1 pseudogene is annotated in these 205 nt (G+C 68.3%); it reads left to right on the top strand.

Annotated elements, in window-relative coordinates:
• Positions 1 to 205: pseudogene (locus ADL15_RS54430) on the top strand (IS1380 family transposase); the annotation flags it as partial.

The raw sequence follows: 205 nt of genomic DNA on the forward strand, positions 1-205 counted from the left end.
CGACCTCGACATCGCCCGGCACGGCGGCATGAAGTCGCTGTTCAGCAGCGTGTACGCGCCGTCGACACTCGGATCGTTCCTGCGCACGTTCACCCACGGTCATGTCCGGCAGTTGCAGGCCGCCGTCCGTGACACCCTGATCGGACTGGCCGCACGCGCGCCGGTCCTGGCCGGTGCCGACGTGCTGACCTTCGTGGACATCGAC

The organism is Actinoplanes awajinensis subsp. mycoplanecinus, assembly GCF_001509495.1.
Lineage (GTDB): Bacteria > Actinomycetota > Actinomycetes > Mycobacteriales > Micromonosporaceae > Actinoplanes > Actinoplanes palleronii.